This window comes from Nonomuraea antimicrobica, from assembly GCF_039536965.1.
GTDB classification, from domain to species: domain Bacteria; phylum Actinomycetota; class Actinomycetes; order Streptosporangiales; family Streptosporangiaceae; genus Nonomuraea; species Nonomuraea antimicrobica.
This window is the reverse complement of sequence record NZ_BAAAZP010000224.1, coordinates 66,606-92,626: the sequence shown is the minus strand read 5'-3', so window position 1 is coordinate 92,626 and position 26,021 is coordinate 66,606. Positions and strand designations below refer to the sequence as shown.

The following is a 26,021-nucleotide window of genomic DNA, read 5'->3' as shown; positions in this document are numbered from 1 at the left end:
CCCGTTCAATTGCCATCGGGTACGTGATTCCAATCGGTCAGCTGACCCGGATGCGGTGTATGGGGCTGGAGATGGCGGTGGGCCATGTGCGACCGGTGGTGTTCGGCCCTCGGACACACTTTCGTACATGATCGTCCAAGCTCAGCTTGGGCGATCACTGCGTTTCGGGCCGGTTCATAGGTCAAGCGCAGGCCGAGTTCGCCGTACACCTCTGCCTTGTCCTTTGAACCGGCGTTACGAAGTGCCTTGCGCATGTCTCCGATCGTGGCCACGATCTCGGCCACCTCCCCTTCGGTGAGTCGCTTCGGGATCTTGCCCATCACCCTGTCCAGGCGCATCTGCTCAACCTTTCGCTTCGCCTCCATCTCGGCGATCCACCCGGCGACCACGGCCGGGTCGCTCCCCGCATCGACGAGGGCGCGGTAGGAGGTCAGCTTGCGCTCACACTCCGCCACGGCCCGGCGGACCGTTTCGAGTTCCGCCAGGCGGTGATCGTCAGCGAGTTGGGCGTCGGACATCGCCCGGACGGCGTCCGGCAGGCGCACGGGATCGAAGATCGTGGCCAGCGACTTGTCCAGAGGCTTGAGGATCAGTTCCTCTCTGACGTAGACCGAGCGTGGGTGGTCGATGTGGTTGACCTGCGCATACTCCCGCGGGAACACGCACCGGTAGTGCGGCTTGCCGTTGTTCCACCTGCCTTGCATGCGCCGCTCGCAGATTCCGCAGAACAGCAGGCCGCGGAAAACGTAGGGACGAGGAGTCCTGCGAGGCTTGCGACCCTCCTGCACACGCCGAGGGGCCGCCAGCAGCGCCTGAACCCGCGCGAAGGTCTCGTCCTCCACCAGCGCGTCATGTGAGGGCTGCTGGGACCAGATCCAACTTTCCGAGTCGTTCCAGCGCAGCTTGGTCATGTGGCCGAGGGCACCGTCATTGACGTCGATGAGCACCTCATCCTTGCGCTGCCGGTTCCAGACCTGCCGGCCGGTGTAGCGAGGGTTGAGCAGGATCGCCCGGACCGCCGCCTTCGACCAGGCGATCCCGCTTCGGTGGCGGTTCCTGGCCCGGTCGTACGCCGAGGGGCACAGAATGCCGTCACGGGTGAGCCCTTCTGCGATCGCGAGCAACCCCTTGCCCCCGAGAAACTCGGCGAAGATGCGCTGCACCATAGGCCCGGTGAGCGGATCCGGCTCAAGGCGGCGTAGACGCTTGCCGTCAGCAGCCTTGGCGGGGTTCGGATGAGGCCCGGCATCGACCAGGCGATATCCGTAAGGAGGTCGCCCGCCGAGGTAGCGGCCTTCCACCTGAGCGAGCGCGGCCATCGAGGTGCGCACCCGTAGCTTGATACGGTTCCGCTCGCCCTTGCTGATCCCGCCGAACTTCGACATGATCAACTCGTGGGCCTCGTTGGCGGGATCGATGGGGCCGCCGACCTCGGGCACCCATAGCGGGCCGGAGCGCTGCCGGTCGCCGTGGCGGGGCTGCTGCTGGCGATCGGGCGGCGTGACGGCGTGCCGCTGGATCGGTACCTGCTGGCCGCGCTGCGCCACCTGATCTCACCGAAGGCCCTCACCGGCACCCCTGGGCAGGCTCCCGCAGCCCCGGCGTGGGTGACCGCCCGATCCGGTGCCCGGCCCGCGCCTCTGCGACTTCCTGCTCGCGGCGTGATCGGTGACGGATTGATCGATCTCGGCCCGGACGGCGTCGCCGCCGTGGCGGAGGTGTCCACAGTCAGCTTCGCGCTGCGCACGCCTGAGGAGCAGGACGCGCTCGTGGCGACGTTCGGGCGCTGGCTCAACTCGCTGTCGGGCCCGGCACAGATCCTGGACCTCGCTCCGACGATCAACGAGCTGGTGGAGGGCGCCGTCGCTCTTGCCCACCCGTCGTTGACGGCCGCCGCGCACGAGCATGCCGCGTTCCTCGCCGACTTGTCGGCCCAGCATGACCTGCTACGCCGCCAGGTCCTGCTGATCGTCCGTGAACCCTCCGGAGGCGGCCAAGAAGCTGCTGCGGCGCGGGCTCTTCGGCGGGTGGAGGAGGCAACGCGGCTGCTTCCGGCATGCGGGGTCACCGTCAGGCTTCTGAACGCCGAAGCCACCAGCGCTGTGCTGGCGTCCTGCTTCGACCCGGCCGCGCCGCCCCTTCGTACCGATCAGCTCGCCGTGCCCAGCGAGGTCATCACGAGGGGAGAGCACCGGTGAAAATCCGACGCACGAAGGCACCTCGTGATGGGCTCGGGCCGGACGCGATTCTGGTCTGGTCGTCCCACCTACGAGTCGGCGACGGGCTGTGCACGACGCTGGCCATCAACGGGTACCCACGAGAAGTCACGCCTGGGTGGCTGGAGCCGCTGCTCACCTATCCCGGCCGTCTGGACGTGTCGCTGCATGTGGATCCAGTGCCGTCCCTGGTGGCCGCTGATCGGCTGCGCCGGCAACTGGCCCGGCTGGAGTCCGGGCTGCGCAGCGACCAGCAGCACGGGCGTCTCCTCGATCCGAGCGCCGAAGTAGCCGCCGAGGACGCCCAGGAACTCGCCTCCCGGATCGCCCGCGGCCAAGCCCGCCTGTTCCGCGTCTCGATCTACCTGACCGTCCACGCGACCACCCAGAACGAACTCGACGAGGCATGCGCCCAGGTACGCGCCTTGGCCGCATCCCTGCTCCTGGACGCACGCCAAGTCGCGTTCCGTCAACTCCAGGGCTGGGTGTCCTCACTGCCGGTGGCCTTCGACAACCTTGAGGTCACCCGTACGTTCGACACTCCGGCCCTGGCCGCCGCGTTTCCCTTCACCAGCCCGGACCTGACCGCCGCAACGGGGCCGACCGCCGTCCTGTATGGGGCGAACGCCGCCAGCGCCTCCTTGGTGACCTGGGACCGGTTCGCCCAGCCCAACCACAACTCGGCGATCATCGCGAGCAGCGGCGCAGGCAAGTCGTACCTGGCCAAGCTGGAGGCACTGCGTTCGCTGTACACCGGAGTCGAGGTCGCGGTCATCGACCCCGAAGACGAGTACGCCCGGCTGTGCGAAGCCGTCGGCGGCGCCTACCTCCATCTCGGCGCACCGGACGTCAGGCTCAACCCCTTCGACCTCCCCGCCGACGGACGCGACGCCCTGACCCGCAGAGTGCTGTTCCTGCACACGCTCATCGCGGTCATGCTCGGCGAGCCGTTGAACAAGGCAGGCAAGGCCGCGCTGGACCGGGCCGTCCTCACCACCTACAAACAGGCCGGGATCACCTTCGCCCCAGACACCTGGGACCGGCCACCACCGTTGATGCGAGATCTGGTAACCGCGCTTACCGAAGACACGGACCCAACCGCATCTGAAGTGGCCGCCGGGCTCGCGCCGTACGTGACAGGCAGCCACCGCCAGCTCTTCGACGGGCCTACCACCACCCGGCCCGATTCCCACCTGATCGTGTTCTCCCTGCGGGACCTTCCCGAGGAGCTGAAAGCCGTCGGCACGCTGCTCACCCTGGACGCCGTCTGGCGGCGGGTCTCCGACCCAGACCTGAGGCGTCCGCGGCTGGTCGTGGTCGACGAGGCATGGCTGCTCATGAAGGACCCCGAAGGAGCGAAGTTCCTGCTCCGCATGGCCAAGGCAGCCCGCAAGCACTGGGCCGGGCTGTCGGTCGTCACCCAGGACGCCGCCGACCTGCTCGGCTCCCCCGTCGGACAAGCGATCATCGCCAACTCCGCAACCCAGATCCTCCTCCGGCAGGCGCCACAGGCCATCGACGCAGTCACCGACGCCTTCAACCTGTCAGAAGGCGAACGCCACCTCCTGCTGTCCGCCGAACGCGGCACCGGCCTGCTCGCCGCAGACTCCGGCGCATCCCGGGTCGCATTCCACGTCCTGGCCAGCGACAACGAACACCGACTCGTCACCTCCTCCCCTCAAGAACTCGCCCAGTACGAGGAGGAACTGTGACACTTCTCGATCACCTCTTCTACGACCCCGACGCCCTGCTGGCCTTCGTACTGGAGCGGCTGCACAGGCACGGCTGGCGAGCTGCGGCCACGGCGCCAGCCGTCGTGCTCATCGCGAGCCTCGGCCGATTTCTGCTCGTACGACTCCGTCACCGCGCTGCGACACATGGGGCACACTGTCTGGAGATCTTGGCCCCACCCGTAGCGGAACTGGCCGGCGCCGAAGCCTTGTGGGGCAACCTGCTCGGCCTGCTCCGCCCAGCGTGGAAACAGGACTGGCGGCCGCCGTCGCAGCAGCCGCCGGCCTGATGGGCGGCGTCGTCCTCCTCGCCGGACTCGCCGGCAGCGCCCACATCACAGCCACCACAACCACCGCGACGTGTCACGACACCAGCCGGGCGAAGCAACCTCAATCTCCTTCCGAGGAAGGGTGCGGGCACTTCCCTGACCTGATTCCCGCCGAAGGGCTGGCCGGGCCAGAGCGCGGGCTGATCGCTGCACAAGCCGCGCTACTCATGCGCGGCACCCCGTACTCCTGGGGCGGCGGCGGCCCCAACGGCCCCAGCTTCGGCATCCAACACGGCACCCACATCCACGGATTCGACTGCTCCGGCCTCGCCGAATACGCCTGGGCGAAAGCCGGAGCCCGAATCGGCGGACACACCGCCACACGATGGAACGCCGGAACCCACATCCCACGCAGCCAGATCCGCCCAGGCGATCTGATCTTCTTCGCCCGCGACCCCACCCGACCAGCGACCATCCACCACGTCGGCATCGCCGTCGACGCCACCCACATGTGCACGCCCCCTCCACCGGCAGCACCGTCCGTATCGACAGTTGGGCAGGAACTCCCTATCGCGAACAGGAATTCATCGGCGCTGTCAGACCAGGTTATGGAGTGATCACTACACCTCCCGTCCAGCGCATGAAAGCGCCGGGAACCGGCACGGGGGGTGATAACCCCCCGCTGAAGCGCCCTGGGAGCCCACGTTCCCCCCAAGCTGCTGCCCCTCCAGCGTGATGAGTGACGCGAGACTCAACGTAGGCCAGGGCCTGCTCGGGGTCGGGTTGCGATCCCTCCAGGGTGATGAGTGACTGCCAGCGTGTAATTGAAATTGGCGAACCAGCAAGCCCGGCCCACTTCTGAATAGCTTGCGCTCTAGTAGAGTCGGGGCAATGACTGGCCGCCTTGGCCTTGTCTCCACCTGCGACTATGCCGCCATCCAGGTCGGCCACTCATACCTGCCGGCCATTGGCCTACCACCGGTCATCCGAGCGGCCAGGTAGATAGCGATTTCCCACTTCGGGCAAGGTTGGCGGACCGCACGAAATACCCAGGCCATGAATCATCGAGGCGACGATCAAGGCCAACAGAACACCCTCGGAGCACATATACGCTACGCATCGTAATGATCTCACGACGGACAACGCCGCTGAAGAATCGGAACCGGAAGAGGTGAACGCCTATACGGCAGATGACTCAGAAAAGGTAACCGTGATTCTCCTTGCCCAGGACTTCAGGCTCCCAGAAGTGCTCAGGCACATCGAAGCCGGAAGGATTGTGCGCGTCATTCCTGCAAGACAACCCCTGCCACCCTCCTAGTCGCAAAGAAAAGAGGCTCACCTGGCATCTGGTCCGGGCGAGCCTCTGCCGTTCCAACTAGCTTTGCGTCAGCTGCACTTGGGAAGGTGCGAATGCGTCAGGTTGGTGTACCAGGGGTCCACATACCCCGTCTCGTTGAGCTCGTGGTGGAGGACATAGTACATCCACATTGAGTAGACTTTGCTCCACCGCTTGCATGTGGCCAGAGCGGTGCTACCGCTGCCGTCGGTGTAATCCTTCACCCAACTGGCTTCCGCATCGGCCCAGAGCGCAGCGGTTGGGGCGACGGCGATGGTGTGACTGCCGACGTGGGCTTGCGCGACCGGCGCGAAACCGACGAGCAGAATGAATGCACCGATAGCGGCGGCGAGTGTTGCACGAAGTGACATCTCTTTCCTTCTTTGGTTAGGGGGCGACTGGTCTTCATTGAGATTTCTAACGCGCTGACCATTGATCGGCACCCCGCACACCACACCAATCAATCCATATACGTGCTTTCGCGATGGGCACGCATCGATCGATGATCGGACGATCTCGCGGACCTGGGTGATGTGACCAGCAACCGGACTCGCCATCACGTCCCCTCAGCCACTACGGGCACATCCAGCTCTGCACCCTAGTGACGACCACCCGGGGGGCCAGGCGTAAACGGCCGTGGCTAACCGGCCCAACGTCGGAAGCACAAGCCATTGCCGAGGTCTACGAGCGCGTTCGCGTCCCCCGCGCCCCTTGACCCTGCCGTCCCGACGTCGATTACCCACTGCCCCTCGTGGTTTGTGAGGGCGATTCCCCATGACTCTTTAACCGCGCGGACCAGTCCGCGTTTGACGGCGTCATCTTCGTCTTCCCACATCTGGGCTACGGTCTGACCCGTGGGCGCGTAGTCGAACGTGTCGGGCACGATCACGTATCCCTCTATCCGCGCCTTCATCGCTTTGCGCTGTGCGACCAGTGCGTCTAGCTCGTCATCATCTTCGGTGGCGGAAAGGCGAGCCTGTATTAACGCATCCGGGGAGCAGGAAATGCCCGAAAGAGGGAACTGCCGCGCAGGCGCATGCGTGCCAGAACTCTACTGCTGGCGGGTGGAGCCACCACCCTCATAGCCGTCGCGATATCCCTCGGCGGCACCGGTGCAGTCAGGTCCGGCGGCCAGCAGAACGCCCCATCTCAGGCCAGCGCCGTTTTGCGAAATGTCACGGACAATGGCCTCCCCACGACACTCAAGACCGTTGCGGTCTCGGCTGGTGAGACGGCTGCATCCTGTGCCGGGTGGGCAAGTAGGGGCGCCCCAGTGCGGAGCTGACTAACGCGACCCCTGATGATCGTCGGTGTCTAACCAGTCGATCAAGAACAGGGGCGGCGTTCGCGTGCCATCATCCCGATCGACGTGCTCTCCCGCCACCTGGAGCACGTCACCTTCACCGACGCCACCGCCGACCTGCCCACCCTGGCCGAGGTACTCGACGCCGTCCCCGATCCCCGCTGCCGCCGCGGACGCCGCTACCGGCTCGGACCACTGCTCGCCTTAGCCCTGCTCGCCGTCCTCAGCGGAGCAACATCACTGGTGCAGATCACCCGATTCATCGCCGGTTACGGGCCCAACGTGCGCGCCCAGCTCGGCCTCCCGCCCGCCATGCAACTGGCCGCCTCCACCCTGGGACGGCTGCTGGCCCGTCTCGCCACCGACTACTTCCGCAGCCACCCAGCCGACGGCCTTCAACTGCTCGGTCTCATGACATGAGAACGCATCAGCCCTGGGTGAGGAGCTGGGCCACTGGTGAGAGCAGCCTGAGTCAACCTGGCTGCGGGTAGCGCCTCGGCCGCGGCCGAGGCGATCTCGCAGGCCACCTTGGCACGCCGGGAGACCGTGAGCCTGTGCATCGAGCTGTCCCGAGCCACGCGCGCACCGCAGGTGCTTCACCCGGGCGGGCCCGCCTTGACGCGCCGCACCAGTCGTTGCATCGACCCCCGGTAGCTGTGGAGGTGCTCCAGCCACCACGTGGCGCCCGCGTCGGCGTAGGCCCGGACCGATGAGCCTGGCTCGCTCACCCCGATGACCGCCACGTCGAGGTCGCCCGCGTTTGCCCGGTTCCGGCGCAGCTCGCCGGCCTGGGCGGCCAGGGAATCGGGCGAAAGCGTCATGCGGCCCTCCTGGTCGTCGCCGGCGGCGATCCAGCCGTCCCAGCGGGCGGCACGCCGAAGGGCAGCCGGAGCCGTGCCGCCGACCCACACCGGCACCCGGGGCCGCTGGAGGGGCAGCGGCGCGAGCCGCACCCCGTCGACGGTGTAATGAGCGCCCCGGTGGTGCACCTCCTCGCCGGACCAGAGCGAGGCCATCACGTCGAGTGCCTCGTCGAGCACGACCCCGCCGGGACGCCGTGAGCCGAACGCGGTGAACTCCTGCCTGACGCCACCCAGCCCGGCGCCCAGGATCACGCGGCCGCCGCTCAGCCTGTCGAGCGTCGCCACCGTCTGGGCCAGCCTTTCCGGGCGGTGCCGGGCCACGGCCGTCACCGCCGTGCCCAGCCTGATGTGCGAGGTCGCCTGCGCCGCCGCGGCCAGCGTCACCCACGGATCGGCCGATGGCATGCCCCAGGTAAAGGCCAGGTGGTCCCACACCAGCACGGCGTCCCATCCGGCGGCCTCAGCCTCCCGGGCGAGGGTGATCAGGTGTGCCGGCTCCGCGAGGTCACCGAGGATCGCGACGTCGATGCCGTAACGCATGCCCCCACCCAAGCACCCGGCACCGACAGTTCTGGGGGCACCTCGATCGCGCAACACGGCGTCGACGAGCGGGTGAGCGCCGCCCGCGAGGAAGCGGCAGAGCAGATCCGGCAGACCCCGCGAGCAGGCCGACGCTGCTGTCGCCGAGGCCAACCGCGCCGCGCAGGAGGCATGGAGTCGGGCAGCCGCCGTACGACAGCAGGCCGGGCGAGACCCGTGGCGGGCAGGGGCGCGATCGCGACGAGGGGCAACAGGCTGGACCAGCCCTTGCGCGAGTTCACACCTGGGCCGTGGCGCAGCGCCTTGCGCGGCGACAGGCAGACAGCCCTCAGCCGACCGGTCCCCCACGCCCGGCGGCCAACCCTTCGCCCGCTCGCAACGGGCGCCCCCGGGCTCCCGGCAGCCGGACCGCTTGCACGACATCTCGGCTGCCGGGAACCCGGGTGGGCCTCCCCATGATGGCCAGGCCCTGACGTGGATCTCAGCGGGCTCTTGGGGAGGTCGCCCCCGGGCGGGGTTATCCGACCGCGTAGGCGCGGTGGATGGTCTGGTCGACGGTGTTGCCGGCGGTGTCGGTCGAGGTGGCGCGCAGGGACACGAAGCCCGCCGTGCGCGGGTTGGTCACCTGTGCCGTCCAGCCGTCCCTCTTGGCCCGGACGGGGACGTTCTGCCAGGTGGTGCCGTCATCGACGGACATCTGCAGGCGGATCGACCGCACGCCCGCGGCGGGGGCGCAGGGGTTGCGTTCGATCCAGATCGGCAGCCGGGTGGACGAACCGGGCTTGGCGCGGTTGTAGGCGTCCAGCCCTTCCGGGGCGTACCGGACCGCCGCCAGGGGGAGCGATTCCCGGGCCGTGGTGCCCGCCGAGCGGAACGTCCACGTCGATTCCACCTTCGTGGACAACGTGGAGTACGCCACCTGCCTGTCGGCCGTCGCGCTGAGCGTGTACGCGCCAGGCTCCGCAGGAAGGTCGGCGGTGAACCTGCATGAGTCCACCTCCCACGGCCCGCACGTGGTGTAGTCGACCTTCGAGATGACCTGGTCGCCCGCGGCCAGGCTGATGGTGCCGGTGGCCGCGCCGTCCATGCCGACCCGGCCGGGTACGCCCTCGGACAGCAGCCGGGCACCGTCGAAGGTCAGCTTGTCCTGCTCCCGCCAGGCTCCCTGGGTGGCGAAGGACGGTCCGCTCACCGCGACCCCCCACGTCTGCCGGGCACGGTCACGGGTGGGCTTGGCGGCCTCGATGCCCGCGGATTCACCGACCCACAGAGCGCCGCCCCACTCGTAGCCGCGCGTCCGGTATTCCGTCAGCGTGCCCGGCAGCGGCACGTCCCTGGTGGGGGTGAGGACTGCGCCCGGGAGGATGTCGTCGAGGATCGCCGACACCAGGTAGGTGCCCGTCGCCGCCGTTCCTGCGCCGCGGAAGGTCGTGGTCACCTTGTCCAGATCCTTCACCTTCGCCGCGTACGTCGGATCCTCGGGGATGCCGTCGTGCCGTTCGTCCACCAGATCGTAGCGGGACGGGGCGGAAGAGGCGCCCTTCGTCTGGAGATGCGTCCTGGCGAGATACTTCAGACCGGGTTGCTTGGAGGGAAGCACGAAGAACCTGGTGACGGGATCCGCGCCCATGGCGACCGTGTGGGCTGCCCACGAACCGTTGACCACCGACATCTCGAACCACCCGCCGGTGACGGCGGTAGGGTCGTCCAGGGTGAACCTGATCGGTTTGGCCTTGCGCCCATCCAGCACCAGCTCCGTGCCAGGTGCGCCGACCTTCACCGGCATATGCGTGGTCGTGACGTTCCGACCCTCCCGGATGTCGACGTACAGGTTCCACTCACCGGGAGAGAGCCGGTAGGTGTCCGACCCACCGCTCAGATAAAACTGGACGCTCTCGCCCTTGCCGTTGTAGAACACCCCGTCCGCGTCGGCGGGCCCGCCGTCCTTCCCGAGGGCGCTGATCTTCACTTCATAGACCTCCGGCTCCACGTACGCGGTGGCGACCGTACGAACGACCTGCTCGCCCGACCTGGCCGTCACAGCGCCCGGATAGTCACCGGGCGCCCTGCCGGTCGCGTCGATCGTCACGGCGACCGACGCCGTCCCCTTGGCGGGCACCTCGACCCGCTGCACCGACGTGCTCAGCACCTCACCGTCCGCCGAGAGATCCAGCGTGACCGGAGCATCACCGGAATTGGTGTAAGTGATCTCCTTGGTCACCTTCCGCTCACCGGAATCGCCCCAGCGGAACACCGCACCGAGATTCGCCGGACCGGCGTGCACCTGCTGACCCACCGCACGAACCAGATCGACACGCCCGGCACCCTGATCGAAATACGTAGCCCCCTCCTGCGGCGCGGCACTGCCGATGAGCGCCGCCTTGAGCTGCTCACCACTCCAGTCCGGATGCCGCTGAGCGAGAATCGCCGCCGCGCCGGCCACATGCGGCGCCGCCATCGACGTACCGCTGTGGGCCACATGGGAACCACCCGCCGTGCCCTGCGCGGCCGCCGCCACGATGGAGACGCCCGGAGCGGTCACCTCAGGCTTGATCGCATGATCGCCCCCTCGCGGACCACGACTGGAGAAGCCGGCCATCTGGTCGGACTTGTCGACCGCGCCGACCGTCAACGCCGCATCGGCGCTCCCCGGGCTGGAGACCGTACCGGGACCTCCGCCGTTGCCCGCCGCGATCACGAACAACGCCCCCGTACGCGCTGACAACGCGTTGACGGCATGCTCGATCGGATCGAGGCCGGGAGTGTCCGGACCGCCGAGGCTCATGTTGACGACCTTCGCCCCGACCTCGACAGCGGCCCACTCCATCCCCGCCAGCAGCGCCGAGTCGGTGATGAACGCGCCGCCGACCTTGCCCAGCGCGACCTTCGCACCCGGCGCGACACCCCGATACCTCTCTCCGGCCCCCGCCACGATAGAGGCGACATGAGTGCCATGCCCGACCTGGTCGGTGATGTCAGCCTCATCGGAGAAGTTCCGCGACTGCGTGACGACGTCCTTCAGATCGGGATGCGAGGCGTCGTAACCGGAGTCCAGCACCGCCACCGTGACCCCGGCCCCGGTCAGCCCCTGCTCCCACACCTGCGGAGCACCGATCTGCCGCACACTCCGATCAAGAGTGAAGGAACGCTTGCCGTCCAGCCAGATCTTCGACCTCCCCGCGGCCAGCGACCGGGCGTCACCGACCAGGTCCTGCCAGGTCCGGCCCGCCTGAGCCTTCGGCACCCGCACACTGGCCAGCCCCAGACCGGCCAGTTCCTTCGCCGACCGGACGCCGCTCAGCGTCCCGGCCGCATCCCCCTCGGCCGACTGAACGATCAGCGGGATCTCCGCCCGGTCGCCGTCGCCGTACTTCCAGTCCAGCAGCTGCGTGACATCGAACAGCCGCTCATCCAGCAGCCCCTCCGCCAGCAACCGCTCCGCGTCCTCGGGAACGACGTGCAGATGCCCCGCACGGCGCTGAACCTCGAACCGGACCTCCCTGCCCTGCCCCGGCTCGATCCGGTAACCGCCGCCCGTGACCGTCACCCGATCACCGGTCAGCAACGTCACCGACCCCGTCACCCCAACCGCCGACGGCACCAACGGCACCGGCTCGGCCCGCGCCACACCCGTCGCACCACCCGCGACCAGCGAACCCACCACCATCACGGCAAGGGCTCCGTAGCCTAACCTCATTCGCTCTCCCATCGTCGAGACCCCGCGGATTACACCAAGTACTTGTCGCTGCGGGCTCGATGAGTTCTCGCGCAGTCCCCGGGCACGACGGACTCCGAAGCAGCCTCTACAACGCCTTCACCGGCAAACACGAACTGTTCGAGCGCGTACTGGCCCGCTACATCGAAACCACCACCGGCAACCAGCTCCGCATTCTGGAGGACGAGCGGCAACCGGCGGTCGATCGGGTCCGCGCGCTCCTCACGGCAATCACCGACCAGGAGTCCGCAAGCTTCCAGAACGGCCACGGTCGCGGCCGCCTGACCGTGAACACCACCATGGAACTCGCGGCCCGCGACCCGGAGACCGCCGCGGTGGCCTGGGGCCCCTCACGGCGCTTGGTCACGATCAGGTCCGCTTCGCCGGCGCGAGGCGAGTCCGGATCGTAGGCGTCTTCTCGGTGCACCAGGATGACGGCGTCGGCGATGTGGCCGACCGCGTCGAGGTCTTGCCAGTCCGTCAGGCTGGGTCAGCGATCGATCCGGCTGCCGGGATTGTGGTTGAGCCGAGCGGTGGCGACCGCCGGCACCTGCAGATTCATCGCCGGCGCTTTGAGCGTGTGAGCCGCTCGCGTCACCGGCCGCTCCCCCGCGCCTGCCGGTTGCCACGGTCTGTGGTGGTCGTGCAGCCCGTCGACGACCACCAGCTTCAGAGCCTGCTGACAAAGGGATTTGGTGTGGGGGCGTGAGTCAGGAGAGCCCCGAGGTGTGGTCATCCATCACCCGCGATCCGGTCGGAGCGCGATCGGCAGCCCTGACGAGCGCACGTACAACCCTCGCCCGTGAAGGACTCGCCTGCGCACCATCAGTGACCGTGGACACCGCAGGATTGTCCGCCCCGCTGGGCAGACCGGCCACGATAATCGCCCACGTCTCCTGCGAGGTGCAACTGGCCGACCTCGCCATACCGGGAATCCCCGGCACCAAGACCATCACCAGCAGCTTCACCAGCCCGATCGACCCCTACCGCGCCCGCGGAGACCAACCGTGAACGCCGAGCGCGGCTCGGTCACGGTGTTCACCACCGTGATCACCTTCGCGCTGCTGCTGTGCGCCGGACTCATGGTCGACTGCGGCGCCAAGATCCAGGCCTACCGCCAAGCCTACGCCGCAGCCGAAGAAGCCGCCCGCGCCGGAGCCGGACAGATGAACACCGGCCACGCCTACACCAGCGGCCGATTCGAGATCGACCCCACCCAAGCACGCAACGCCGCCCGCGCCTACCTGACCACCGCCGGCCACACGGGCACCGTCTCCACGACCGGCAACCAGGTAAACGTCACCGTCACCGTGTCCAAAACCCACCGCGCTGATCTCCCTCATCGGCATCACCGCCGTAACCGCCACAGCCGCCGCCACCACGCAAATGTTCCACGGCATCGAACAAGGACGAACATGACGATGTACGGGCTGCGTCACCCACTACTCGCCAGAACCGCCGCCGGCGCGGCACTCGTCGGCTTGCTGGCCGGGATCCCCGCCATCCTGCTGATCTTCTTCTGCCCATCGGCCTGCCCACCATCGACGACCTGGCCACTCCCGGCGAACCCATCGTCATCCAGACACTGCTGCTCGCCACAGTCTGGACCTGCTGGGCCCTGTTCGCCCTCGCCGTCACGGTGGAACTCGTAGGCACAATCCGCGCCCGCCGCAGCCACGTACGCCTGCCGTTCCAACGGCTCGCCGCGTACCTGATCACCACCATCACCGTAGCCGCCACCGCCCCCATCGCCGCACCCCGCGCCCTCATCCCCGCCGCAGCCATCGCCGCGACCACCACCGAGACACCCGACCGCGCCACAGCCGCAGAGCCAGGCAAGACCGAGACCGCAAACCCGCACGTCACCTACGTCGTTCAGCCCAGAGACACCCTGTGGACCATCGCCGAGCATCAACTCGGCGACCCGATGCGCTACCAGGACATCATCGCCCTGAACCAAGGCCGCACCATGAACGACAGCCGCCCCTTCACCCAAGGCGAGTGGCTCCAACCCGGCACCTACCCACCGACGCCAGAAAACCCAAACGCACCCAACCCCGAACGCATACCGTCACCTCAGGCGACACCCTGTGGGGCATCTCCAAGCAACACCTCGGCAAGGGCACCCACTACAAGAAGATCTTCAAACTCAACAAAGGCCGCCCACAACCCGGCGAAACACGACTGACCGACCCGGACGTACTCGAACCAGGATGGCGACTGATCCTGCCCAAGCACAGCCTCGACGCTCAAAAGGCCAAGCCGATCCACCGCCGCACCCTCTCACGGCACACAGCCGACCCGACTCACCGCACCTCTGCGACTTCATCGCACCCCGCAGAGACGTCGGCCCGCATCGCTTCGTCACGCGTAGCGGCCGACACAGGACACAGTCGAACCGCCCCGCCTCACCTGACTACCGGGACAATCACGCTCCGCCCCGCCTTCGCCTCCAACGCGCCCCGCCCTCCATCTGAGCCCGCGCCCCAGGCCCTGAGACCCGACGCAGCAGCACTCGCTTCCGAGGCGGTCGTGCTGCCCCAGGGCGGGATGATGGCGCTCTCCTTCGCCGCAGGTGTCGCCGTCGCACTCGCGGCCACCCGGCTACACCGCAGACGCCGCCTGCCCACTCCGACCATCGACGAACCCATCAGCGTACTCACCCCAGAACCCCAGCACCCAGCCGTACGAGCACTCGCACGAGCACACCTCAACAGCACTCCAGAAGAAGCACCGCCCGACGATTTCACCTTGGTCACCTCGGCGTTCGCGATCGACCCACCCATCACGCTCAAAGCCGGAATCCGCGACGACAAGCCCGTGCACCTGCCCCTGTCCGGACTGAACCTGACCCTCACCGGCTCAGGCGCCGACGACTGCATCCGCGCCATCATCCTCGACCTGCTCACCCAAGCCGACGCCCACCGCGCCCACATCATCATCCCGGCCCGAGACGCCGAACACTGGTTCGGCCCCACCATCGCCGCCCTGGCCGACCACCTGCCCGAACTCCTATTGGTCGCCACCTTCGACGAAGCCATCGGCTACCTCGAAGAACAACTCGTCAGCCGCCGCGGCCTCCTCTAGGACTACGACGCCGACGACATCCACCAACTCCGCCAAGCCGAACCCGGCGAACCCCTGCCTGCCGTACTGCTCGCCGCCACCTGCCCCGACGGCCACACCTACCTGGACACCCTCCTCACCACAGCAGCCGACCTCGGACTCGGAGCCGTCCTGACCGGCCGCACCCCATCGGGAACCACCTGCGCCGTAGACCGGGATCACCACGTCACCGAGGCAACAGGCCCTCTCGCCGATGAGCTCCGCAACGCCACGCTCTTCCACCTGCCACCAGACGCCACAACATCAGTGCTCCACACCCTCGCCACCGGCAACGGCATGCCCACCGAACACACCGAACAACCGGCCGACCTCCCCATCCCCCCACCCTGTACAACACCTCAACCAGTTCGCTTCACCCTCCTCGGAGAGCCCGCCATCGAGGTACACAGCACGCTCATGGACCTGACCCGACGCACCAAAGCACTCGAACTCTTCGTCATCCTCGCCCTCCGCCCGAAGGGCCTGGACCGCGATGAGATCCGCGAACACCTCTGGCCCGACCTGGAAGAAACACTGGCCGGCTACCACTTCCACGCCGCCCTCAAAGACCTCCGCACCGCCCTACGCGACGCCTCCACCCCCGACAACAAAACAACCCACTTCATCGAACGCAGCGGCAAAACCTACCGCATCAACCCCCAGCACACCGACGTCGACCTCTGGACCTTCCACCAAGCACTCACCAACAGCCGCACCGCCACCACCCAACAAGCAAAACTCGCAGCCCTAGAAACCGCCGCAACCCTCTGCCACGGCCAACTCGGCCAAGGCCTCAAATACGACTGGCTCGACCAAGACCACCGCTGACCCCACGCCATCGCCAGCATCAAAGCCCTCCTCCAACTCGGCGCGCTCCACGAACACGGGGGACACAACGAACGAGCCCTGGAGGTTTACGACCAAGCCTGCACCCTCGACCCCGACATGGAAAGCACCCCCCGCTCCGCCATCCACCTCCTCACCGCCCTCGGCCGCACCGACGAAGCCCGCCAACGCGCCCGCCACCTCAAAAACCGCCTCAACACCCTCGGCGTCACTCCCTCCCCCGAAACCCAAACCGTCCTACAACAACTAAACAGCCCTTCAAACCGTCCAGATAGGCCAATAGCACCATATCGTACATAGCAGCCCAAGCAGGCTATTTGGGACTCCCTACGTCTCGCAACCGACCGGCGCATGCGCTGGCAGGCGGCTTTCCTGAAGACATAGCTCTGCTCAGATATAAGTCTTGGCCAGCCAAACACATACCAACTCGAACACCGTTACATCCTCTCAACCCCGTACCCTGTAAGTACCATTCGCCTCATCCATCCACAGTGACAGCACACCCAGCATCCTGGACGTGAGACACAGGCAGACGAAACAGCACCCCACTGCTGCACAACCAAACGAAAACAGGGCCTTCCGCCGACAAACCCGCAGGTGAACAAGTGTCGGCCCCGCGCACGCGGGGGTGTTCCTTGTACCGGAGAGAGATCGAGTAGTTCGCGATCGTCGGCCCCGCGCACGCGGGGGTGTTCCGGTGGGGGAGTTGGTGGCGCTGGTGCGGGAGGTGTCGGCCCCGCGCACGCGGGGGTGTTCCCTACGCCTACGCCGTCACCGACGTGCCCGCAGCGTCGGCCCCGCGCACGCGGGGGTGTTCCGATGGCGCCGGCCGAGGCCCGCGCGTTCCTGGAGTCGGCCCCGCGCACGCGGGGGTGTTCCGCTTTCCCTTCCGCTGTTGGTGTGAGGTTCGGAGTCGGCCCCGCGCACGCGGGGGTGTTCCCTGGCACACCACGCCCTGGGCGGTCTGTCTGGCGTCGGCCCCGCGCACGCGGGGGTGTTCCGCTGGTCGGGATGATCCTGGGGGCCACGGACACGTCGGCCCCGCGCACGCGGGGGTGTTCCCCAGTGCACGGTGTGAGACCCAAGGAGGGACCGGTCGGCCCCGCGCACGCGGGGGTGTTCCTTCGGGACGGTGGGTGGAATGGCGGAAAGCTCAGTCGGCCCCGCGCACGCGGGGGTGTTCCGACCTCACCCTTGCGCGGGCGCGTGGTGTAGGGGTCGGCCCCGCGCACGCGGGGGTGTTCCAGGCGAGATCGTTCCAGTTCCGGTGCTGCTGCCGGTCGGCCCCGCGCACGCGGGGGTGTTCCCCAAGACGTCTGATCGCGTAACCGTCACAGCCGGTCGGCCCCGCGCACGCGGGGGTGTTCCCAGGAGCCCACGCTGAGCAGGGGTGGTCTCTCCGTCGGCCCCGCGCACGCGGGGGTGTTCCGTGTGGGCCCGGGCGGCGACCCGGGATGAGGCCGTCGGCCCCGCGCACGCGGGGGTGTTCCGATGGCGCCGGCGTCGTTGATGGGTTCGCCGGCGTCGGCCCCGCGCACGCGGGGGTGTTCCGCCCGGACGACGACGCCACATCTTGGCGGATCGGTCGGCCCCGCGCACGCGGGGGTGTTCCTCAGCGTGAGGGACTGCGCCCCCACAACCTCGGGTCGGCCCCGCGCACGCGGGGGTGTTCCGCGGCGGCACTAGGGGTTAGTGTGCGCACCCTTGTCGGCCCCGCGCACGCGGGAGTGTTCCCTCGACCGACTCGGCCTGCCCGGCGCCCAGATCGTCGGCCCCGCGCACGCGGGGGTGTTCCCCGCGAGGGCGTGCGGGCTGCGTACCTGTACGAGTCGGCCCCGCGCACGCGGGGGTGTTCCTCGTAGATGCATAGGTACATCGCGCGCCCTGGGGTCGGCCCCGCGCACGCGGGGGTGTTCCGCGTGGATACGCGACACACATGCAGTGGAAAGCGTCGGCCCCGCGCACGCGGGGGTGTTCCGGATCATGATGAGTTCCCTCGAACCCGCCACCTGTCGGCCCCGCGCACGCGGGGGTATTCCCCGCTCCCTCCACTGAGGTGGGGCGTGCGCTGCGTCGGCCCCGCGCACGCGGGGGTGTTCCGTCGGAACCCCCGGCCGGAGTGACCACGGACGCGTCGGCCCCGCGCACGCGGGGGTGTTCCTCGGGTGTCTCGGATCATGTTCCCCCCTGAGCCGTCGGCCCCGCGCACGCGGGGGTGTTCCGAGGGTGCCGGGGCCGATGAGGATGGCGGCGCTGTCGGCCCCGCGCACGCGAGGGTGTTCCCTGCACGTGACGCTCGCCTACCTCGGGCAGGGCGTCGGCCCCGCGCACGCGGGGGTGTTCCTGCGGCACCTTCGGGCCGCGAGAAGTTGACCACGTCGGCCCCGCGCACGCGGGGGTGTTCCCCTGGATAACTGCTGAGGCAGGTGAGGGTCGGCCCCGCGCACGCGGGGGTGTTCCGGACACGCGCGCCACTCGCGCTGGGTCGTGGGGGTCGGCCCCGCGCACGCGGGGGTGTTCCCCCGCCCACCATGCCGCCCGGCCTGCACGCCACGTCGGCCCTGCGCACGCGGGGGTGTTCCGGTGGACGCGCTGGAGCAGGAGTCCGACTCGGCGTCGGCCCCGCGCACGCGGGGGTGTTCCTCGCCGACGCCGACCCGACCCCGCCCGCCATCGGTCGGCCCCGCGCACGCGGGGGTGTTCCTTCCCATCACCTCACTGTGGCCGTAGTTCAGCGGTCGGCCCCGCGCACGCGGGGGTGTTCCGTTGGAGTCCGACAGGCCGCGCGTCTCGACCGCGTCGGCCCCGCGCACGCGGGGGTGTTCCGTCGTCCTCGCGCAGCGCGAGGTTGCCGGTAGCGTCGGCCCCGCGCACGCGGGGGTGTTCCGCAGATCGGCCGCGTTGACCTCGTGGGTCATGGGTCGGCCCCGCGCACGCGGGGGTGTTCCGCCGATCCCCGACCCTCCCGGCCATCTGACTCTGTCGGCCCCGCGCACGCGCGGGCGTTCCCGCCACCGCCCGTGAAGGGTCGCCGTTCTCGAAGTCGGCCCCGCGCACGCGGGGGTGTTCCGCTCCGGGCCTCGGTCGATGGGCTGCGTCCGCAGTCGGCCCCGCGCACGCGAGGGTGTTCCTTGTGACTTCGTTAGGGCCGGGGGAGATGGGCCGTCGGCCCCGCGCACGCGGGGGTGTTCCCATGCCGATCATGTTGCGGAGTGCTGGGGTGACGTCGGCTCCGCGCACGCGGGGGTGTTCCCCGTCGGGCACCGTGCGCCCGCACACCTACGCCATCGGCCCCGCGCACGCGGGGGCGTTCCTACTTCCAGTGGAGGGGAGGGATCATGGTAGGTGCCGGCCCCGCGCACGCGGTGTGTGCACGACACACACGCCGGGCCAGGTCGGCCCGTTCGGTCGGCCCCGCGCACGCGGGGATGTTCTGGCGTCCCACGTCTTCATGACGTCGTGATCCCTGTACATGAGGCCGACCAACCAGCATCGCGAAGTCGGCCTCTTCGTCGCATGCGATCCCCGCGTTGGAGACGTCGGCTGTGCCGACATGGTTGAGCTGGGTCTTATCGGCGGTTGCGGGCGGAGAGAATCAGTCCGTCGAAATCGACGGGGTACCAGCGGTCTTTCCCGGCGGTTCGGAGGGCCCAGCCTTGCTCGTTCGAAGCCGGTTCGACAAGGATGGCCTGACCGTCGCCGATACGGTCGGCGAGGAGGGCCCAGATGCGATCGCGGATCCGTTTGCTGGGGTTTCCGACGAACATGCCGGCGCTGACTTCGACCATCCAGCGGGTGAGGTGGCCGCGCAGTCCTTCGGGAGCGGCGACCAGGACGATGACGGTCATGTGTCACTCGCCTCGTCGCCATGGAGGGGTTTGTCGAAGTCGGGGCCGATGACGGCGATGTGGTCCTCACCCATGCTGGCTTGGTTGAATTCGGCGTACAGGGGATCGTCCGGGAATTCTTCCGTTCCGGCCCAGTTGACGCCTCCGGCGACGGTGCCGACTTTGTCGTCCCAGAGTTCGTTGACGTCGATCTCTGGGATCTCGGTTCCGCCAGGGGACAGCAACGTCTTGATGTCGTGGACGATGCGGCCGAGGAGTTTGTCTGCGGCGATACGGTCGCGCAAGCCGAGGCGGGCGTCGCGTTCTTTGGCCAGGCCTTTGGCTGCGAGGTCGAACGCGAGGGGGATGGTGTAGTCGGCCTTGTAGAGGTCGGCGATGTCCATGACGAAGGAGGTGGCCGAGCCGGTGTGGACGAAGCCGAGGCCAGGGCTGGCGCCGAGGCCGACGATAACGGCGTGGCAGATGCCGTACAGGGCGGTGTTGGCCGCTGACAGCAGCCGGTTGAGGTCGTCGCCGGTGGCGAAGGCGTCGCCGGGGCGGTAGTCACGGCCGGTCCAGGCCACGCCGGTGCGTTGGGAGTGGTGCTGGTACTGCTTGCGGACGCGGGCGCCTTCGCGGCCACGCAGTTGCTGCATGGTCATGGCGGAGACGTCTTCGCCGGGGAAGCGCATGCCGTACATGGCGCGGGCGACGGTGAGGCGTTCCTTGGGGCGGGTGACGAGCCAGGCCTGGCGGTGGAGAAGTCCGGCGCCGCGGCTCGGGCCCAGACCGGAGGCGTAGAGGCGGACGCCTTGTTCGCCGACCCAGCACACGGCGGTGCCGGAGTCGCCGAGGAGTTGGACGGCTCCGTGGGTGATGCGGGTGCCCGGTCCGATCAGCATGACGGCGATCATCGCGGCGGGGATGCGGACGGTGTCGCGTTTGTTGATGACGACGACGGCGTTCTCGTCGCGGTCGATGTGGCTGCGTTCGATGTAGACGCTGGAGACGCGGTCGGCCACGCGGTGCAGGTCGTGGGGGTGAGCCTTCTGCCAAATGTCGGCCATCACCTCTCCTACCGTGGGCCGGGCAGAGGGGCGAGGGTGAGCAAACCGCAGCCGTAGGACTTGGCCGGGCCGATGCCGCCCACGAGCTTGTCGGTGAACGCGGCCACGTCCGTGATGCGCAGCCGGCCTTCGAAGGTCGCGGTGTGCAGGACGACCGGTTTGGCGCCGTTGCTCTTCTTGCGGAAGGAGCGGCGCTCGCGGGCGACGATGCGGACCTCGTACGGTGTCGGCGGTTGCTGTCCGTCGCCGGGATGCAGGCCGAGGGCGGGCGGGTCGGTGTGCGCTGGCGGGACCTCGAATCCCCATCGCTGAGTGCGGGACAGGAACCAGGTGAGTTGCTGGTCGGCGGTGCGGTGGCCGATGCGGAAGGAGCGGCGTTTGGTCTCGGCGGCGCGTTCGAGTTGGGTGGCGGTGGGTTTGGTGGGGGTGGAGGTGTTCTGGACAGGGTTGGCGGTGAGGCGGAAGGCGAATTCGCGGCCTACGGCGAGCTGGGCGAGCAGCGGGGCGTAGTCGCGGATGGCTGCGTGTTCGCCGTCGGCGTCCGGCCAGCCGGACTGTTCGACGAGGTGGCTCCAGTCCGGGCGGGTGGCGGTGAGGACGAACAGCATGGGCCTGCGGGGGTCATCGGCGTCCAGCCGCCACAGGATGCGCTGGTCGGTGGGTGCGTCAGGGATGCCGTACATGACAGCGCCGTGCATGGCGTGCGGGCTGGCCAGCAGCACGCGGCTCTTTTCGCGCAGGGGGTTGATTCTGATGCGGGACAGATAGGTCATGTCGGTGGTCACCAGCCCAGGAGGGCGAACGGGTCGTGGCTTGACGGGGTGTCCGGGGTACTGCGGGCGTTGGCGATTCCGGTCGGCAGGGTGACCCACAGGTGGTGGATACGGCGGCTGGTGAAGCGGCGCTCGCGAGGGGCGAAGGAACGCGGGACGTCGCTGGCCGAGTCCTCGCCGTTGGGGTCGTCGACGGTGGCCGGGAGGCGAACGGTGGCGGGGCGGCCCCGGTCGCGGGCGTAGAGCTGCTTGGCGGTGTCGGTGGCCTGCCAGGCTTCAGATTCCAGTACCTCGATCAGGGGCGCTTGGTGAACGGCGAGGAACAGAGGCTGCGTGGGGACGCAGGAGCGGCGGCCCAGCGCGAGAGGGAAAGCCGGGCGCCTGACGGCCTCGGCCAGCGTCTCCACCAGGGCGGCAGGGCCGTGCAAGGCAGCGACGAAGACCGCGTCCTGGAGGTAGAAGCGCTGGGTGACGTGGGTGTGCTTGGCAGGTGAGGTGGGTTTCTGCACGCCCTTGGCGGACACGCCGGCCTGCGGCAGCGGGCGTCCACGGTAGTCGCTGACGGTGTGGTAGTCGCGCAGCAGGCTGCCGGGCTGGTCGACGCGGACACCGAGTTGGAGGCCGAGCAGGTCGTCCAGGGGTTCTTCGCGGGCTCGGCCGGCGGCAGCGGCGAGCAGGCCGAGGACGCCGGATTTGGTGGGTTCGGGACGGGTCTCGCGCCGGTTGAAGACACTCCGGTCGCCCCAGGACTGCAGCGGGCCGGCCAGGCGCAGGACCAGCGTGGCCGCAGGGCCGGTCATCGGGTCTGCTCGATCTTCTCGGCCAGCCTGGCGCGCAGGTCGGCGATCAGAGTGGGGAAGGGCGTGTTGGGGCCGAGGATCGTGGTCAGGCGTTCGCCGGTGTGCCGGTCGGGGTCGAAGGTGTGGCAGACGGCGACGTACGCGGGCGTGTCGCCCCATTGCCGGACGGCGCGGTCGTGTTCCACTGCCAGGCGGACGGCCGAGTCGGCGGCCAGGCCCTCACCCTCCTCTTCGGGCTGGAGCGGCTTTTCGAAAGCGGAGACGAGGTTGACCGGCTGGTCTTCGCGTACGACGACCGCGAGCAGGCTGGGAAGGGTGCGGTGGGCGAAGGAGTTCTGGTGCCCGGAGGGGATGGAGCGGGCGAAGTGCTCGATGAAGGCGTCGACCGCGGCCAGCGCGGCGTCGCCGTCGCCGAGGTTGGAGATCAGTTGAGGGACGTTGACGGCGGCGTACCGGTACAGGGTGGCGGAGTTGAAGCCGATCTGGCCGATCATGCCGGCGCCGGTCTCCTCCTTGAGGTTCTCGTCGTCGACGGCGGTGTAGTAGTCGAACTCCAGGTCCACGGCGTGGGTGGACAGCGCGTGCGCGACCTGGACGGCGGCGTCGACGTTGAGGGCGGGGATGTCGGCGACCATGCGTCCGAACATCGCCACGTCCATCGGATGGCCCTGCTGGAGTTTCTCGGCGACTGGGAGGTCTTTGACGGCCTTGGCCAGTTCCTCGTCTTCCAGGGCGGTCAGGTCGGTGGCCTGGTCGGCGACCAGGTCGATGATGTCCTCGAGCTGGCGGTAGCCGAAGAACAGCAGGTAGGCGGTGTCGCCGGCCTTCTTGCCGGGCTTGATGCCGAGCGGCTGCAGCAGTGCGGTGGCCAGGCGGGTGGCCTGCTCGCTCTCCAGACCGGTACGGCCAGCGAGACGCTCGCTCAGTTCGGCGGCGATGCGCTTGGTCCGGGTCGCGTGATCCTGCGATGGGGTGTGCTCGGCGAAGCGGGAACGGGTGGCGCGCTTCCACGCCTGTGACGACACCCGGGCTCGACGGTGCCCGCCAAAGTACGCCTCCTTCGGGTTTCCCTGATCGTCTCGGTTCAGGTTCGCAGGCGGGACGGTCTGAATGATATGCACGTCGACGTACAGGCGCTTGGCCATGAGAGCTCCAGGGGACGTTACTTGGGGTTGGGCGCGGATTCGGGGGGTGCCTTCTGTGTTGGCTGCCAGCCGTAGTAGTCGAGTCCCAGCCGGCGGCGAGCCAGTTGCCGGGTGTCGGGGCGTTGCCAGTCGCGGATGTCACGCAGCAGCCGGTCGTAGTCCAGCGGCACGCCCAGGGTCCGCAGCAGGGAGATCAGGCCGCGCAGGTGGGTGAGGAAGGCGGAGACCTGGGTGGCCGACGCGGCGGCGTTGACCCGCCGGTCCACCGCCTCCCGGGTGAACCCCTTGTCGTGCTCCGACTGCTTGTGCAGGCGCCGCAGCGCCTGGCCGAGCCGGATCTCGGGGCGGTGCATGGGGTCGGGACGGGACTGCTGGTGCAGCCCGAACAGGGCGAGCGCGGCATGCTCGGCCGCCAGTTCGGGCGAGACTTTGCCCTGGCGGGTGAGCCGGTCGTCGATGGGCGAGGTGTAGAACGGCCACAGAGCCGGCACCGTACCGGCAGGGCGGCCCAGTCCGGCGCGGAAGGCGGCCAGGTCCTCCCCCGGCGGCGGGCCCTGTTCGCGACGCCAGGTGCCGTCGGCGGCCACGTAACGGGTCCAGTACCGGGTGATGCGATCGTTGGCAGAGGTCATGGGGGTCCTCGTGTTCAGGCTGGCTGGGGTGCCTGTCAGGCAGGGAGTTCCTCGGGCGCGGCGTCCGGATCATCGCGTACGGACTGAGCCCAGCGGGGCAGTGCGGCGCGTAGCCGCTGGCGGAAGTTCTCCTCGGCGGAGGCCAGCCGGTAGACGTACTCCGTCTTGTCCTTCTTCACCACCCGCCCGGCGAACTCACTCCCGGTGGCCGTGGCCAGCAGCTTGTCCGCCACGTCCTGGGTATGCCGGTAGGCGAGCTTCTCCCAGGCGGTACGTCCCCGCTCCAACAGGTCGGGATCATCCGCACTGGCGCGTACCCCGACCAGGAAGCGCCGCACCAGCGGGTCGAGGGCGTGCAGCACGAACTCCCCGGGACGCTGCCCCTTGTTCCAGGGGATCGGATCGGCTCCTCGCGCTCGCCGCAGGTCGGCGGACAGGCCGTTCACCGCCTGCGCCAGGTCTTCGGCCTGCTCGGTCACCCCGACCAAGGTGGTGTAGGTGTCACTCTCGGCGCGTAGCCCGGTGATCGGCAGCGGGATCGAGTCGAACAGCACGTCCTCCACGACCGCGGACTGTGTGCCGTAGACGATGCCGATCGTCTGTACCTGCAGCGGGTAGTCGAAGGGAAGAGCGTCGTCGGCCTGAAGGTCGGCGAGCTGGCTCAGCAGCACCGAGGTCTCCACACCGCCGTCGCCGTCCTGCCGCTCCGCGGCCAGCAGCGCCTCCATCCCACGCCAGGCGGCCTTGCCCGGTACGTGCCGTCGCGGCCGACGCACTGTGCCCGTGGGGCTCTTGGCCTCCTTGGCGAAGGTCCAGGCCGTGTGCGGCTCCCATTCCGGAACGGCCTGCAGCCGGTCCCCTGCGCACAGCACGACCCTGCTGACCCGTAGGCCATGCTCGGTTTCCTCTGGGATCAGACGGATTCGCCGCGCCTGCCAGGTCCAGAGGTCGAGCAGACCGGTGGCGCGTCGAGGTGACCACTGCCCGGTCGTGGGAGAGCGTTGCCACTGAGGGAGGTCGTCGGCGGGTTGGCGTCCGATCGGGATGTTGAGCATCAACGTCTCGAACAAGGTGCGTCCCATCGGAACGATCACACCCAGCGCCCCAAGAGGCCCCGTGACGTTCCCGGTGGTTTTGCCCGCTTTGGCCATAGTGTCGTCGGCCGCGCCCGACTTGATGCCTGCGGTGTCCCAGCAGTGCGTGTGCAGCAGCCAGTGGGCCGCCTCTGCTGGGGTCAACGGCAGCGGGTCGCCTTCGGTACGGGTCGAGAACAGCGGCACGTTGTTCCCGGACGCTTGGCTGGCGACCAACAACGCCGACCCTTTCGTCTCGTCCTTCGCCGTGTGCAGTCCGGCTGCCTGGGCGAACGGCGCCTCCGTGCTGAACAGGTCGAAGCGGGGCCGGTGCTCGTCCAGATAGGCGTTGAGCGTCTCTTGCTCGGATTCGGTGAAACGCCCGTTGGCGAACCGGCGAGCCCACTCTTTGCGGTCCACAGGTTGTCTGAGGGCATGCATGACGACGGGCAGAAGGACCTGGCGCAACAGGGCGGGAGTATGCGTGGAGACCTCGACTTCCAGCGCGTCGAACTGGTCGGCGTGGAGCAGTGTCTCCCGCAGAGAGCGGGGCTGTGCGGCGGTCTCGCCCCGTGGCCGGGGAAGTAGCCACGGGGAGTCGACCAGGTCGAAGCCGAACATCGAGAGCTCCTCTAACTAGTCTTGTTTAGAGGTTGCGGTTTGGAGCGTGCCATACCGAACGTCACCGCGTCCGGAGAATCCCTAAAGTGGGGTGGGTCGGCCTTGCGCCAGCGGTGGCGCGGGGATGGCCCGTAGTCGTGTTTCGGGCATACGTCGGCCC

At 68.5% G+C, this 26,021-nt stretch carries 24 protein-coding genes and 1 CRISPR repeat array; of the genes, 11 read left to right on the top strand and 13 right to left on the bottom strand.

Features of this window, described 5'->3' with window-relative positions; translation table 11 throughout:
- Positions 1-5 precede the first annotated feature (5 nt).
- On the bottom strand, positions 6-1,547 hold the full coding sequence (locus ABD844_RS47925; RefSeq protein WP_344895055.1) for a recombinase family protein: 1,542 nt from the start codon (positions 1,545-1,547) through the stop codon (positions 6-8).
- Here ABD844_RS47925 and ABD844_RS47920 point away from each other — a divergent pair.
- From ABD844_RS47920 to ABD844_RS47905, 4 genes are read left to right on the top strand one after another with little or no spacing between them, the layout of a single operon-like run.
- Positions 1,509-2,198: a PrgI family protein gene (locus tag ABD844_RS47920; RefSeq protein WP_344895052.1), complete on the top strand. Its 690-nt coding sequence runs from the start codon at positions 1,509-1,511 to the stop codon at positions 2,196-2,198. The two genes, ABD844_RS47925 and ABD844_RS47920, sit on opposite strands and share 39 nt — an antisense overlap.
- Positions 2,195-3,928 (top strand): VirB4 family type IV secretion system protein, encoded by a 1,734-nt coding sequence (locus ABD844_RS47915; protein ID WP_344895049.1) that lies wholly within the window; start codon positions 2,195-2,197, stop codon positions 3,926-3,928. The genes ABD844_RS47920 and ABD844_RS47915 overlap by 4 nt, the downstream gene beginning before the upstream one ends.
- Complete coding sequence (locus ABD844_RS47910; protein ID WP_344895046.1) at positions 3,925-4,236, top strand: hypothetical protein; 312 nt, start codon at positions 3,925-3,927, stop codon at positions 4,234-4,236. The genes ABD844_RS47915 and ABD844_RS47910 overlap by 4 nt, the downstream gene beginning before the upstream one ends.
- Complete coding sequence (locus ABD844_RS47905) at positions 4,236-4,832, top strand: C40 family peptidase (RefSeq protein WP_344895043.1); 597 nt, start codon at positions 4,236-4,238, stop codon at positions 4,830-4,832. The genes ABD844_RS47910 and ABD844_RS47905 overlap by 1 nt, the downstream gene beginning before the upstream one ends.
- 769 nt (positions 4,833-5,601) lie before the next feature.
- On the opposite strand, the gene ABD844_RS47900 is transcribed toward ABD844_RS47905, so the two are convergent.
- On the bottom strand, positions 5,602-6,108 hold the full coding sequence (locus tag ABD844_RS47900; protein ID WP_344895040.1) for a hypothetical protein: 507 nt from the start codon (positions 6,106-6,108) through the stop codon (positions 5,602-5,604).
- Between the two features lie 812 nt (positions 6,109-6,920).
- On the opposite strand from ABD844_RS47900, the gene ABD844_RS47895 reads away from it, so the two are divergent.
- Complete coding sequence (locus tag ABD844_RS47895; RefSeq protein ID WP_344895037.1) at positions 6,921-7,274, top strand: transposase family protein; 354 nt, start codon at positions 6,921-6,923, stop codon at positions 7,272-7,274.
- A gap of 176 nt (positions 7,275-7,450) precedes the next feature.
- Here ABD844_RS47895 and ABD844_RS47890 read toward each other — a convergent pair whose 3' ends face one another.
- The 3 genes from ABD844_RS47890 to ABD844_RS53520 form a co-directional block, all read right to left on the bottom strand.
- Entirely contained in the window at positions 7,451-8,257 is an 807-nt protein-coding gene (locus ABD844_RS47890; protein WP_344895034.1) for an LLM class flavin-dependent oxidoreductase, read from the bottom strand.
- Between the two features lie 517 nt (positions 8,258-8,774).
- Positions 8,775-11,954 carry a S8 family serine peptidase gene (locus ABD844_RS47885; protein WP_344895031.1) on the bottom strand — a complete coding sequence of 1,060 codons (3,180 nt, stop codon included), beginning with the start codon at positions 11,952-11,954 and terminating at the stop codon, positions 8,775-8,777.
- A gap of 157 nt (positions 11,955-12,111) precedes the next feature.
- Positions 12,112-12,402 (bottom strand): hypothetical protein, encoded by a 291-nt coding sequence (locus ABD844_RS53520; RefSeq protein ID WP_425568783.1) that lies wholly within the window; start codon positions 12,400-12,402, stop codon positions 12,112-12,114.
- A gap of 404 nt (positions 12,403-12,806) precedes the next feature.
- Here ABD844_RS53520 and ABD844_RS47875 point away from each other — a divergent pair, with 404 nt between their 5' ends.
- The 4 genes from ABD844_RS47875 to ABD844_RS47860 all read left to right on the top strand — a co-directional run bounded on the left by ABD844_RS47875 (position 12,807) and on the right by ABD844_RS47860 (position 15,059).
- Positions 12,807-12,983: a hypothetical protein gene (locus ABD844_RS47875; protein WP_344895025.1), complete on the top strand. Its 177-nt coding sequence runs from the start codon at positions 12,807-12,809 to the stop codon at positions 12,981-12,983.
- Positions 12,980-13,624, top strand: coding sequence for a pilus assembly protein TadG-related protein (locus ABD844_RS47870; protein WP_344895022.1), 645 nt, complete (start codon positions 12,980-12,982; stop codon positions 13,622-13,624). Before ABD844_RS47875 ends, ABD844_RS47870 begins: the two co-directional genes overlap by 4 nt.
- Complete coding sequence (locus tag ABD844_RS47865) at positions 13,612-14,160, top strand: LysM peptidoglycan-binding domain-containing protein (protein ID WP_344895017.1); 549 nt, start codon at positions 13,612-13,614, stop codon at positions 14,158-14,160. The genes ABD844_RS47870 and ABD844_RS47865 overlap by 13 nt, the downstream gene beginning before the upstream one ends.
- 344 nt (positions 14,161-14,504) lie before the next feature.
- Positions 14,505-15,059, top strand: a complete 555-nt coding sequence (locus ABD844_RS47860) for a hypothetical protein (protein WP_344895014.1) — start codon at positions 14,505-14,507, stop codon at positions 15,057-15,059.
- Here the strand turns inward: ABD844_RS47860 and ABD844_RS47855 are convergent.
- A complete protein-coding gene (locus ABD844_RS47855; protein WP_344895011.1) occupies positions 14,985-15,320 on the bottom strand; it encodes a hypothetical protein in 336 nt (111 codons plus the stop codon). The two genes, ABD844_RS47860 and ABD844_RS47855, sit on opposite strands and share 75 nt — an antisense overlap.
- Positions 15,321-15,494: 174 nt before the next feature.
- Between ABD844_RS47855 and ABD844_RS47850 the strand changes: the two genes are divergently transcribed.
- Both ABD844_RS47850 and ABD844_RS53515 read left to right on the top strand, forming a co-directional pair.
- Complete coding sequence (locus ABD844_RS47850) at positions 15,495-15,905, top strand: AfsR/SARP family transcriptional regulator (protein ID WP_344895006.1); 411 nt, start codon at positions 15,495-15,497, stop codon at positions 15,903-15,905.
- Positions 15,906-15,914: 9 nt separating this feature from the next.
- Complete coding sequence (locus tag ABD844_RS53515) at positions 15,915-16,223, top strand: bacterial transcriptional activator domain-containing protein (protein WP_425568782.1); 309 nt, start codon at positions 15,915-15,917, stop codon at positions 16,221-16,223.
- Positions 16,224-16,530: 307 nt separating this feature from the next.
- A CRISPR array of direct repeats spans positions 16,531-19,237; the repeat unit is 28 nt; unit sequence GTCGGCCCCGCGCACGCGGGGGTGTTCC.
- Between the two features lie 255 nt (positions 19,238-19,492).
- Here the strand turns inward: ABD844_RS53515 and cas2e are convergent.
- From cas2e to casA, 7 genes are read right to left on the bottom strand one after another with little or no spacing between them, the layout of a single operon-like run.
- Complete coding sequence (gene cas2e / locus ABD844_RS47845) at positions 19,493-19,771, bottom strand: type I-E CRISPR-associated endoribonuclease Cas2e (protein WP_344895001.1); 279 nt, start codon at positions 19,769-19,771, stop codon at positions 19,493-19,495.
- Entirely contained in the window at positions 19,768-20,817 is a 1,050-nt protein-coding gene (cas1e, locus tag ABD844_RS47840) for a type I-E CRISPR-associated endonuclease Cas1e (RefSeq protein ID WP_344894996.1), read from the bottom strand. The genes cas2e and cas1e overlap by 4 nt, the downstream gene beginning before the upstream one ends.
- Positions 20,818-20,825: 8 nt before the next feature.
- Positions 20,826-21,602: a type I-E CRISPR-associated protein Cas6/Cse3/CasE gene (gene cas6e, locus ABD844_RS47835; RefSeq protein ID WP_344894992.1), complete on the bottom strand. Its 777-nt coding sequence runs from the start codon at positions 21,600-21,602 to the stop codon at positions 20,826-20,828.
- On the bottom strand, positions 21,599-22,390 hold the full coding sequence (cas5e, locus tag ABD844_RS47830) for a type I-E CRISPR-associated protein Cas5/CasD (protein WP_344894989.1): 792 nt from the start codon (positions 22,388-22,390) through the stop codon (positions 21,599-21,601). The genes cas6e and cas5e overlap by 4 nt, the downstream gene beginning before the upstream one ends.
- Positions 22,387-23,535 (bottom strand): type I-E CRISPR-associated protein Cas7/Cse4/CasC, encoded by a 1,149-nt coding sequence (gene cas7e, locus ABD844_RS47825; protein ID WP_344894984.1) that lies wholly within the window; start codon positions 23,533-23,535, stop codon positions 22,387-22,389. The genes cas5e and cas7e overlap by 4 nt, the downstream gene beginning before the upstream one ends.
- A gap of 17 nt (positions 23,536-23,552) precedes the next feature.
- Complete coding sequence (casB, locus tag ABD844_RS47820; RefSeq protein ID WP_344894979.1) at positions 23,553-24,167, bottom strand: type I-E CRISPR-associated protein Cse2/CasB; 615 nt, start codon at positions 24,165-24,167, stop codon at positions 23,553-23,555.
- A 35-nt stretch (positions 24,168-24,202) separates the two neighbouring features.
- Positions 24,203-25,861: a type I-E CRISPR-associated protein Cse1/CasA gene (gene casA / locus ABD844_RS47815; RefSeq protein ID WP_344894974.1), complete on the bottom strand. Its 1,659-nt coding sequence runs from the start codon at positions 25,859-25,861 to the stop codon at positions 24,203-24,205.
- Between the last annotated feature and the right edge of the window lie 160 nt (positions 25,862-26,021).

Excerpts from the sequence above, each read along its gene's own strand:
- ABD844_RS47885 (WP_344895031.1), bottom strand. The coding sequence starts at position 11,954 with ATGAGGTTAGGCTACGGAGCCCTTGCCGTGATGGTGGTGGGTTCGCTG.
- casB (WP_344894979.1), bottom strand. The coding sequence starts at position 24,167 with ATGACCTCTGCCAACGATCGCATCACCCGGTACTGGACCCGTTACGTG.
- cas1e (WP_344894996.1), bottom strand. The coding sequence starts at position 20,817 with ATGGCCGACATTTGGCAGAAGGCTCACCCCCACGACCTGCACCGCGTG.
- ABD844_RS47850 (WP_344895006.1), top strand. The coding sequence starts at position 15,495 with ATGGACCTGACCCGACGCACCAAAGCACTCGAACTCTTCGTCATCCTC.
- ABD844_RS47890 (WP_344895034.1), bottom strand. The coding sequence starts at position 8,257 with ATGCGTTACGGCATCGACGTCGCGATCCTCGGTGACCTCGCGGAGCCG.
- cas7e (WP_344894984.1), bottom strand. The coding sequence starts at position 23,535 with ATGGCCAAGCGCCTGTACGTCGACGTGCATATCATTCAGACCGTCCCG.
- cas5e (WP_344894989.1), bottom strand. The coding sequence starts at position 22,390 with ATGACCGGCCCTGCGGCCACGCTGGTCCTGCGCCTGGCCGGCCCGCTG.
- casA (WP_344894974.1), bottom strand. The coding sequence starts at position 25,861 with ATGTTCGGCTTCGACCTGGTCGACTCCCCGTGGCTACTTCCCCGGCCA.
- cas2e (WP_344895001.1), bottom strand. The coding sequence starts at position 19,771 with ATGACCGTCATCGTCCTGGTCGCCGCTCCCGAAGGACTGCGCGGCCAC.
- ABD844_RS47905 (WP_344895043.1), top strand. The coding sequence starts at position 4,236 with ATGGGCGGCGTCGTCCTCCTCGCCGGACTCGCCGGCAGCGCCCACATC.
- ABD844_RS47900 (WP_344895040.1), bottom strand. The coding sequence starts at position 6,108 with ATGGCGAGTCCGGTTGCTGGTCACATCACCCAGGTCCGCGAGATCGTC.